Here is a 9,355-nt window from a genome sequence, read left to right as displayed (position 1 = left end):
CCCCGGCGCAGTCCGGGCCCCCCGCCGCCGGTGCGCCCGCCGGCGCCCACGCCGTGGTGGACGTGACAGAGGCGAACATCCAGGCCGAGGTGCTGGAACGCTCGCTGGCCACACCCGTGGTGGTCTTCTTCGGTGCCGCCGGCTACCCGGAGAGCGACCAGTTCGCGCCGGTGCTGGAGCGGCTCGCCGCCGAGGGCGCCGGCACGTGGGTGCTGGCCCGGGTCGACGTCCAGACGAACCCTCGGATCGCCCAGATGTTCCGGGTGCAGGGCATCCCGATGGTGTACGCGGTGGTCGGCGGGCAGCCGGTCGACGCCTTCTCCGGCGTGGTGCCCGAGCCGCAGCTGCGACAGTGGATCCAGGCCGTGCTCAAGGCCGGTGGGGTGGAGGTCGCCGCCCCGGAGGACCCGCGCCTCGACGAGGCGGACGACGCCCTGATGAGCGGTGACCTGGACGCGGCCGAGCAGGCGTACCGGAAGATCCTGGCCGAGACCCCGGCGGACGCCGCAGCCGAGGCGGGGCTGGCCCAGGTCGGGCTCGCCCGCCGGGTGGCCGGCACCGACCCGCGGGCGGCGCTCGACGCCGCGGCGGCTGCTCCCGACGATGTCGACGCCCAGTTGCTGGCCGCCGACATCGAGGTGCTCAGCGGCCTCGCCGAGCAGGCTTACCAGCGTCTCGTCGGGCTGGTTCGGCGCACCGCCGGTGAGGACCGGGAAAAGGCACGCCAACACCTGGTCGGCCTCTTCACCATCGCCGGTCCGGAAGATCCCGCCGTCGCCTCGGCCCGTCGGGCTCTGGCCAGCGCCCTGTTCTGAAGACACAGCCACGCCAGCGCGGGCCGGCGTAGCGCCGCCGGCCCGCGAGGAACACCGGAGGACGGGAGCCCATGATGCGCCGGATCGCCGTCCTCGACGCACCGAGCAACCTCGGTCTGCGACCACCCACATCCACCTCGGTGCCGGGCTGCGCGAAGGCCCCCGGTGCCCTGCGTGACCAGGGCCTGCTGCCCCGGTTACGGGCCCGCGACGCCGGCTGCCTGACCCCGCCCCGCTACGACGCGGGAGACTGGCGGCCGGGCGACGGGGTGTGCCACGCGCGGGAGATCGCCGACTACTCGGTGGCGCTTGCCGACCGGATCGGCTCGGTCATCGACCGCGGCGAGTTCCCCCTGGTCCTCGGCGGTGACTGCTCGATCCTGCTCGGTTCGGCGCTGGCCATGCACCGGCTCGGTGAGGCGGTAGGTGGCCGGATCGGCCTGGTCTTCGTCGACGGCCACTCCGACTTCCGGCACCCGGGCAACGCCTCGTACGTGGGCGCGGCGGCCGGCGAGGACCTCGCCCTGGTCACCGGCCGGGGGCAGGCCGACCTGGCGGCCATCGAGGGCCGGCGACCCTACTTCCGCGACATCGACGTGGTGGTGCTCGGCATCCGGGCCCAGGACGAATACCGTCTCGACCTCCAGGCCGCCGGGATCATCACCAGGCCGGTGCCGGCGCTGCGCGCCGAGGGCGCGGCACGTACCGCCCAGTGGGCGCACGAGCAACTCGCCGACTGCGCCGGCTACTGGGTGCACGTCGACGTGGACGTACTCGACCCGGCCGTGATGCCGGCGGTGGACGCCCCCGATCCCGGTGGCATCGCCTTCGCCGAGCTGGAGATCCTGCTCGCCGGCCTGGTCGACACCCCGCACTGCCTCGGCGTGGAGCTGACCGTCTTCGACCCCGACTACGACCCGGACGGCGGGTACGCCGCCGAGATCGTCAACACCGTGGTGGCCGGTCTGCGCCCGGTCACCGCCCCCGGCTCGGTGCCGCCCCGGCTGCGGCCGGAGACGGCCGAACGGGCCGCCCCGTCGCCCCACCGCGGCAACGCACCGCTCATACCTCGCCCGTTCGGACCGGACGCGGATGCCTCTGACGTACCGACGGAGTCGCCGGCGCAATCGATGTTCGACGAATCGGGCCAGGACACCATCGGTGATCCAAGCGGGGATCCCACCCGTTCCGCCGCCACTCCCGGTGGTCTGACCGCCTGAATCGTCGCGGTTCGTCAGTCGGCCAGGGCGCGGAGGAAGCGTTCGGCGATCGGGACGGCGGTGCCGCTGCCCGAACCGCCCTGCTCGACGAAGACCGCGAACGCGACGTCGCCCTGCCAGCCGACGAACCAGGCGTGCGTGTTCTTCGGGTTGTCGTCGTACTCCGCGGTGCCGGTCTTGCCGTGCACCGGATCACCCGGCACGTCCTTTAGCGCGGTGCCACTGCCAGCGGTGACCACCTCCCGCATCATCGTCCGCACCGCCGCCACCGCCTCGGACGTCAACTCCGGGCCCGGTTCGCCCGCCTGCTCCGGGGTCGGCTCCACGACCAGCTTCGGCGGGGTGAAGCTGCCCCTGGCCACCGCGGCGGTGGCCGCCGCCATGGCCAGCGGGCTGACCACTGTCGTGCCCTGCCCGATCGCGGCGGCAGCCTGCTCGGTGGCGCCGCCGTTCGCGGAGACCTTGCCGGTGAAGGCGTCCAGGCCCACCTGCCACTGCCCCTCCAACCCCAGCGTCCGGCCGGTGACGGCGAGCCCGTCCGGGCCGAGCTGCGGGGCCAGCGCGACGAAAGCGGTGTTGCAGGACTTGGCGAAGATGGTGCGCAACGGCACCTCACCGAGGGCGAAGTTGTCGGAGTTCTTGAACGACCGCCCGTCGACGGTAGCGGTCTTGGGGCAGTCGACAGTGGATTCCGGGGTGACCGCGCCCCGCTCCACCAGCCCGAGGGCGCTCACCATCTTGAACGTGGAGCCCGGCGGCACCTGCGCGGTGAAGGCGAGGTTCTCCCCGGCGGCGCCGGGACCGTTGGCCGCGGCGAGCACCGTGCCGTCGCTGATCCGTACGGCCACCAGGGCGGAGCGTCGACGCTGGCTGCGTAGCGCCTGATCGGCGGCGTTCTGGGTGGCCACGTCGAGGGTGGTCCGCACCGGCTCGCCGGGCTGCGGCTCGCGCTGGAACACCTCGGTGCCGGTGGACTCCAGCGTCCCGTCCGGCTTCGGCCGCTTGATGATCACGCTCAGCCCCGGTGCGCCGCGCAGCCGCTCGTCCCAGTGGCCCTGCAACCCGCCGTGCCCCACCAGGTCACCGGGGGAGTAGCGGTCGGGAAACTTCGCCAGGTCGTCGGCTTGCGCCGGATCGACGGTGCCGAGCACCGCCCGGGCGAACTCGCGGGTCGGGGCGAGGTCCAACTCGTCGGTGCTGAACTTGGTGCCCGGCAGTTCGTGGATCCGCGGCTTGATCTGCCGGTACGCCTCGTCGCGCAAGGTGACGACCTCGACGAAGGCGGTCGGCTCCGCCTCCTCGACCCGCTTGGCCAGGCCGGACACGTCGATCGGTGGCGTGATCGCCGGCCGGATCGCGCGGAACGCGGTGTCCAGCTCGCGGGTCAGCGCCTTGATGTCGGTCACCTCGCTGGGCTGGACCCCGACCCGGACCACCGGGCGCGGCGCGATGAGCGGCTCGCCGGCGGCGTCGAGCACCCCGGCCCGGGGCGCCCGGTCCCGGCGCAGACCGAGCCGGTCGCCGCTGGTGAGCTGCTCCTGCACCAGCTGCGGCTCCCAGATCACCTGCCACGCGTCGTCCCGGCCCTGGGTGAGTCGCACCGGGCGGTCGTACGTCCAGGTCGTGTCGCCGGGCAACGCCCACTGCACCCGGATCGTGGCGGTCGCGGTGTTCTGCTGCACCTCGGGCTTGCCCTGTCGGGTCAGCGTCGGTGGCGTCTCGGCCAACTCGCCGGAGAGTTCCTTGATCTCGCGGGCGACGTCGGCGGCGGCGACCTTCGCCCCGGTCGGGTCGACGAAGCCGACCGCGTTGAGGTCACCCGAGCGCCAACCGCTCAGGAAGGCGTCCACGCTCTGCTCCGGCCCATCCTCGCCGGAGCAACCGACCAGGGCGGCCGAGGCGAGCAGGACGGCGACGACGGCGAGAGAACGTGACTTCCGGTGACGAGTGCGCTGCGGCCGGTGCATCGGGTGGCTTTCCTCCTGATCGGGCTGCCCTGCACGCTAGTACGTCGAGGCGATTCGGAGGGCCCCGGTCGAGGGCCGGGGGACGGAAAGACAGTGCTCGACGATGTGATGAACAACATCAGGCGGGGTACTCCGGAGCCGGCCGAACCTCGTACCGCAACGGGTGAAAGGACGACCGTCCCAAACCGGAAGTCCGGCCGGGGTCCGCCGACGTGGGAACCGGTCGGTCGGCCTAGGCTTGGCGGCAGAGTGACCCACAACGCGGTGGGTCGAGGGGAGTGGCACCGATGGACCGGCGTCCGGCTATCTCACCGGAACCCGACCTCCGGCCGGCTGACACCGGCCGGGACGACAGTTTCGACACGGCGACCGACGGGGACGGCTTCGGCCGACTCGACACAGGAGTGACCGGGATGACCGGTTCGAGCATCGACACCCTCTACGATCTGGGCCTGCCGCCAGACGCGCTGGCAGACGACGTGGAGGACGCCGAACTCGACGAGCCGGTGCCCAACGCCGAGCGGCTGGTGGCCCAGGCGGTCGCCCTGGCCGGTGACGACCACGACGTGGCGACACTTGTCAGCCGGTTCTGGCGGTTCGCGCCGGACGAGGAGCTGATCGGCTTCACCGCCGAGGAGATGCTCGACGCCGCCCGCGCCCACCGCGAACTGGCGCGGCAGCGGGTGCCCGGTGAGCTGAAGCTGCGGATCCACTCACCCGACGCGGAGCAGCACCACAGCGTCGTCGAGATCGTCACCGACGACATGCCCTTCCTGGTCGACTCGGTGACCGCCCTGCTCAACACCCACCACCTGGACGTGCACCTGCTGGTGCACCCGCTGGTGGTGGTGCGCCGGGAGCCGCTGGGCCGGCTGGTCGAGGTGGCCGCCGACGTCGAGCCGGACGACGCGATCGACGGCGACCTGGTCGAGAGCTGGATGCGGATCGAGATCGACCCGGTCCGCGACGCCGAGGAGCGCGACAACCTGCGCCGCGAGCTGCAGCGGGTGCTCACCGACGTGCGTGAGGCGGTGGAGGACTGGCCGAAGATGCGCCAGCGTGCCCTCGCCCTCGCCGACGAGCTGGCCAGCGCGCGCACCAGCGACAACCGCCCGCCGGTGCCGGAGAAGGACATCACCGACTCGGTGGAGCTGCTGCGCTGGCTCGCCCACGACCACTTCACCTTCCTCGGCTACCGGGAGTACCGGCTGGTGCCGGACTCGGCCCAGGGCGGACCGGCGCTGGAGGCGGTGCTCGGCACCGGGCTGGGCATCCTGCGGCAGGACTCGCCGGAGGCCCGTGCGCTGTCGTCGATGACGCCGGAGGCGCACGAGAAGGTCACCGAGAAGCGGCTGCTGATCATCACCAAGGCCAACTCGCGGGCCACCGTGCACCGCTCGGCCTACCTGGACTACATCGGCTTCAAGATTTTCGACGAGAACGGTGACGTGGTGGGGGAGCGACGCTTCCTCGGCCTCTTCTCCACCGCCGCGTACCGGACCAGCGTGCAGGAGCTGCCGGTGGTCCGGCGCAAGGTCGCCGAGGTGCTGGACCGCTCCGGCTTGAGCCTGCGCAGCCACTCCGGCAAGGATCTGATGCAGATCCTGGAGACCTACCCGCGCGACGAGCTGTTCCAGATCAAGACCGACGACCTCTACCACGCGGTGATCGGCGTGCTGCGGATGGCCGGCCGCCGGCAACTGCGGGTCTTCCTGCGCCGCGACGCGTACGGGCGGTTCATCTCCTGCCTGATCTACCTGCCCCGGGACCGGTTCACCACCCAGAACCGGCTGCGCATGCAGGACATCCTGCTGCGCGAGCTGAACGGTGTCGGGGTGGACTACACCACCCGGGTGACCGAGTCGATGCTGGCCCGGGTGCACTTCATCGTGCGTACCGACCCGACCCGGCCGCCCGGTGACATCGACGCCGACCTGCTCGCCGAGGAGTTGGCCGACGCCACCCGGCTGTGGGACGACGACTACCGGCTGGTGCTGGAGCGCAAGCTCGGCGACGAGCAGGCCAAGCACCTCTTCGGACGGTACGCTGACGCGTTCCCGGAGGGCTACAAGGACACCCACACGCCGTACGAGGCGATGAAGGACCTGGCCAAGCTGGAGCTGCTGGAGGAATCCGGCCAGCTGGAGATGCACCTGTTCCGCAAGCAGCTCACGCCGCGTGCCGGTGGCCGCAGTGCCGAAGTCGACGAGTCGATGGACGTGCGGTTCAAGGTCTACCGGTACGGCGAGCCGATGATGCTCTCGGCGGTGCTGCCGGTGCTGCACTCGCTCGGCGTCAAGGTGGTCGACGAGCACCCGTACGAGGTGGAACGCGTCGACGGGCGGATCTGGCTGTACGACTTCGGGCTGCGGCTGCCCGAGGGGCACCAGGACCTGGCCGAGGTGCGCCCGCACGTGGAGAACGCCTTCGCGGCGGCGTGGCGGACCGAGGCCGAGGTGGACGGCTTCAACGAGCTGGTGCTGCGCGCCGGGCTCACCTGGCGGCAGGTGGTGGTGCTGCGGGCGTACGCGAAGTATCTGCGCCAGACCGGCACCGTCTTCTCCCAGGACTACATGGAGTCGACGTTCATCGCCTACCCGCACCTGGCCACCCTGCTGGTGCAGCTCTTCGAGGCGCGCTTCCAGCCGGGGCCGCTCACCGCCGAGCAGCGGGCGCGGCGCAGCGCCGAGCTGGTCGACGAGTTGCGGGCCGCACTCGACGACGTGGCCAGCCTCGACCAGGACCGCATCCTGCGGTCGTACCTGACCCTGATCCAGGCCACCCTGCGGACCAGCTTCTACCAGAAGCCGGTCGGCGGGCGGCCCAAGCCGTACGTGGCGTTCAAGTTGGACCCGCAGGCGATCCCCGAGCTGCCCGCGCCGCGGCCGAAGTTCGAGATCTTCGTCTACTCGCCCCGGTTCGAGGGCGTGCACCTGCGGTACGGCCCGGTGGCCCGGGGCGGACTGCGCTGGTCGGACCGGCGGGAGGACTTCCGCACCGAGGTGCTCGGCCTGGTCAAGGCACAGATGGTGAAGAACGCGGTGATCGTGCCGGTGGGTGCCAAGGGCGGCTTCGTGCTCAAGCAGAAGCCGGGCGACCGGGACGAGGCCGTGGTCTGCTACCAGCAGTTCATCGGCGCGCTGCTGGACGTCACCGACAACATCGTGGCCGGTGAGATCGTGCCGCCCGAGGACGTGGTCCGGCACGACGGTGACGACCCGTACCTGGTGGTGGCGGCCGACAAGGGCACCGCGAGCTTCTCCGACATCGCCAACGAGATCTCCGTCGCGCACGAGTTCTGGATGGGCGACGCCTTCGCCTCCGGCGGCTCCGCCGGGTACGACCACAAGAAGATGGGCATCACCGCCCGGGGTGCGTGGGAGTCGGTCAAGCGGCACTTCCGCGAGCTGGGCCACGACACCCAGCGACAGGACTTCACAGTGGTCGGCGTCGGCGACATGTCCGGTGACGTGTTCGGCAACGGCATGCTGTTGTCGGAGCACATCCGGCTGGTGGCCGCCTTCGACCACCGGCACATCTTCCTGGACCCGGACCCGGACGCGGCCACCTCGTACGCCGAACGCAAGCGGCTGTTCGACCTGCCCCGCTCCACCTGGGAGGACTACAACGACGAGTTGATCTCCGCGGGCGGTGGGGTCTACTCGCGTACGGCGAAGTCGGTGCCGATCTCGCCGCAGGTCCGCGCGGTGCTCGGGCTGGCCGACGAGGTCGGACAGCTCAGCCCGCAGGAGCTGATGAAGGCGATCCTGACCGCGCCGGTCGATCTGTTCTGGAACGGCGGCATCGGCACCTACGTCAAGGCGTCCACCGAGACCAACGCCCAGGTGGGCGACAAGTCCAACGACGCGATCCGGGTGGACGGGCGCAGCCTGCGCTGCCGGGTGGTGGGCGAGGGCGGCAACCTGGGCTTCACCCAGCACGGCCGGACCGAGTACGCCCAGGCGGGCGGCCGGATGTACACCGACTTCATCGACAACGCGGCCGGGGTGGACTGCTCCGACCACGAGGTGAACATCAAGATCCTGCTGAACACCGCGGTGGCCGACGGCGAACTCACCGTGCCCGAGCGGGACGACCTGCTCGTCCGGATGACCGACGAGGTCGCCGAGCTGGTGCTGCGGGACAACTACGACCAGGCCCGAGCGATCAACAACTCGCAGGCCCAGGCCACCTCGCTGCTTCCGGTGCACCGACGGATGATCAGCGAGCTGGAGCGCTCCGGGACGTTGAACCGGGCGCTGGAGGGGTTGCCGCCGGACGAGGAGCTGGCGACCCGGACCGAGGCCGGGCTGACCGCGCCGGAGTTCGCGGTGCTGCTGGCGTACGTCAAGATCGCGCTGGAGAAGGAGATCCTCGCCGAGGGGCTGGCCGACGAGGAGTGGACGAACGACGTCCTGATCAAATACTTCCCGACGCCGATGCGGGAACGATTCGCCGACCGGATGGGCCGGCACCGGCTGCGCCGCGACATCGTCACCACGGTGCTGGTCAACGAGGCGGTCAACCGGGGCGGCATCTCGTTCGTCTTCCGCGTGGTGGAGGAGACCGCGGCGACAGCAGCCGACGTGCTCCGGGCGTACGTGGTGGTCCGCGAGGTGTTCGGGCTGCGCGAACTCTGGGCCGAGGTCGAGGCGCTGGACAACAAGGTCGACCCGCAGTTGCAGACCGACGTCTACCTGGACACCCGCCGGCTGCTCGACCGGGCGGTGCGGTGGCTGGTGACCAACCGGCGCTCGCCGATCAACGTGCCGGCGGAGATCCGTCGCCTGCGCGCCGGGGTGGCCCGGCTGCTCCCGCAGCTGGAGACGCTCTTCTTCGGCGACGAGCGGGCGGCGATCGCGGCGCACATCGACTCGATGACCGAGCGTGGCCTGCCGCGGGAGCTCGCCGAGCAGAGCACCCGCCTGATGTACAGCTTCGGCCTGCTCGACGTGGTGGAGACCGCCGGCAGCGAACGCGATGTGAGCGAAGTGGCCTCGATCTACTTCGTGCTCTCCGACCGGTTCCGGGTGGACGCGCTGCTGTCGAAGATCTCGCTGCTGCCGCGGGAGGACCGCTGGCAGACCCTGGCCCGGATGGCGCTGCGCTACGACCTGTACGCCGCGTTGGCCGCGCTCACCGGGGAGGTGCTCGAATCGACTTCGAGTGACCTGCCGCCGCACGAGCGGGTGCAGCAGTGGGAGCAGTCCAACGCCACCTCCATCCACCGTGCCGAGCGGGCGATGGAGGAGTTCGACGAGTCCCGCGCCGACCTGGCGGCCCTGTCGGTCCTGCTCCGCCAGATCCGCACCCTCGTCCGCACCTCCGCCGCCACCACCTAACCCACCCCACC

Annotated in this window: 4 protein-coding genes; 3 read left to right on the top strand and 1 reads right to left on the bottom strand. The window is 71.2% G+C overall.

What is annotated here, in order from left to right:
- On the top strand, positions 1-815 hold an 815-nt coding region (locus C1I93_RS24825), incomplete at its 5' end, for a tetratricopeptide repeat protein (RefSeq protein WP_111245701.1).
- A 71-nt stretch (positions 816-886) separates the two neighbouring features.
- Entirely contained in the window at positions 887-2,035 is a 1,149-nt protein-coding gene (locus tag C1I93_RS24820) for an arginase family protein (protein ID WP_309148215.1), read from the top strand.
- A 14-nt stretch (positions 2,036-2,049) separates the two neighbouring features.
- Here C1I93_RS24820 and C1I93_RS24815 read toward each other — a convergent pair whose 3' ends face one another.
- Complete coding sequence (locus C1I93_RS24815; protein ID WP_111245700.1) at positions 2,050-4,002, bottom strand: penicillin-binding transpeptidase domain-containing protein; 1,953 nt, start codon at positions 4,000-4,002, stop codon at positions 2,050-2,052.
- Positions 4,003-4,289: 287 nt separating this feature from the next.
- Between C1I93_RS24815 and C1I93_RS24810 the strand changes: the two genes are divergently transcribed.
- A complete protein-coding gene (locus C1I93_RS24810; protein ID WP_111245699.1) occupies positions 4,290-9,344 on the top strand; it encodes an NAD-glutamate dehydrogenase in 5,055 nt (1,684 codons plus the stop codon).
- Positions 9,345-9,355: the final 11 nt, after the last annotated feature.

The organism is Micromonospora endophytica, from assembly GCF_003236305.1.
GTDB lineage: Bacteria > Actinomycetota > Actinomycetes > Mycobacteriales > Micromonosporaceae > Micromonospora > Micromonospora endophytica.
Note: the sequence above shows the minus strand (reverse complement) of the source record. Positions and strands in the feature narration are given on the sequence as shown.

What these genes read in the sequence shown, in the direction of transcription:
- C1I93_RS24820 (WP_309148215.1), top strand. Translation starts at nt 887, where the DNA reads ATGATGCGCCGGATCGCCGTCCTCGACGCACCGAGCAACCTCGGTCTG.
- C1I93_RS24815 (WP_111245700.1), bottom strand. Translation starts at nt 4,002, where the DNA reads ATGCACCGGCCGCAGCGCACTCGTCACCGGAAGTCACGTTCTCTCGCC.
- C1I93_RS24810 (WP_111245699.1), top strand. Translation starts at nt 4,290, where the DNA reads ATGGACCGGCGTCCGGCTATCTCACCGGAACCCGACCTCCGGCCGGCT.